This window comes from Streptosporangium fragile (assembly GCF_039534445.1).
GTDB lineage: Bacteria > Actinomycetota > Actinomycetes > Streptosporangiales > Streptosporangiaceae > Streptosporangium > Streptosporangium fragile.
Map to the genome: position 1 here is coordinate 1 of NZ_BAAAVI010000166.1, position 1,364 is coordinate 1,364.

General features: G+C 72.4%; 1 protein-coding gene. It reads right to left on the reverse strand.

What is annotated here, in order from left to right:
* A partial coding sequence (locus tag ABD841_RS40445) for a condensation domain-containing protein (protein WP_344982377.1) occupies window positions 1-1,319 on the reverse strand: 1,319 nt, incomplete at its 3' end.
* Window positions 1,320-1,364: the final 45 nt, after the last annotated feature.

The window sequence follows — 1,364 nt, forward strand, 5'->3', positions numbered from 1 at the left end:
GGCAGGTCGGCGGGGAGCAGCCCGTCCAGCTCCGCGACCGTCACCGCCACCAGCGGGGCCGCGTCCTGCACCATCCGCGCGACCCGATCGGCCGGATACCCCGGATCCACCGGCACATACGCGCCCCCGGCCTTGAGCACCGCGACGATCGCCACCACCAGCTCCACCGACCGCGGCACCAGCACCACCGCGAACCGCTCCGGCCCCACCCCGTACCCGGCCAGCACCCGCGCCAGCGCCCCGGCCCGCGCATCCAGCTCCGCGTACGTCAGCCGCTCCGCCCCGCACACCACCGCCACCGCGTGCGGCGACCGCGCCACCTGCGCCTCGAACTCCTCGGTGATCGTCGAGGGAACACCGGGAGAGGAACCGGTTCCGGCCCATTCCCGCAGGATCATGTGGCGCTCGGCCGGGTCGAGCAGGTCGATGGCGCTCAACCGGACATCCGGGTCGGCGGCCACCGCTTCCAGCACCCGCAGGAACCGGGCGGCGATGTCCTCGGCCGTCTCCCGGTCGAACAGGTCGAGGCTGAACTCCAGCCCCCCTTCCATGCCCCCGGAGGGGTGTTCGGCGAGGGTGAGCTGAAGGTCGAACTTGGCGGTGACGGGGGTGAAGGGCTCGACGGAGACGGACAGCCCGTCGATCTCCAGGTGCGGGGCCGGGTTGTTCTGGAACACCAACGCCACCTGGAACAACGGATGACGCCCCATCGACCGGGCCGGATTGAGCACCTCCACCAACCGCTCGAACGGCAGATCCTGATGCGCGTACGCCGCCAGATCCACCTCCCGCACCCGGCCCACCAACTCCCGAAACGCCGGATCCCCCGACGTGTCGGTCCGCAACACCAACGTGTTGACGAACATCCCCACCAGATCGTCCAACGCCTCATCGGTGCGCCCGGCCACCACCGACCCGACCGGAATGTCGGTCCCCGCCCCCAACCCGGTCAACGTCGCCGCCCACGCCGCCTGCACCACCATGAACACCGTCGCGCCCGCCTCCCGCGCCAACGCCACCAAAGCCCGGTGAAGCTCCCGCCCGACCCGCACCCCGACCGTGCCACCCCGATAGGAGGCCACCGCCGGGCGCGGCCGGTCCACCGGCAACACCAGCTCTTCCGGCACCCCGGCCAGCGCCGCCCGCCAGAACCCGGCCTGCCCACCGGCCAGACTGCCCGGATCGCCCTCCTCCCCCAGCAACTCCCGCTGCCACAGCGCGTAATCGGCGTACTGCACCGGCAACGCCGCGAACCCCGGCGCCCGCCCCCGCGCCCGCGCCGCATACGCCGCGATCACATCCCGCGCCAACGGCGCCATCGACCACCCGTCCCCCGCGATGTGATGCAACACCAGGAGCAGGAC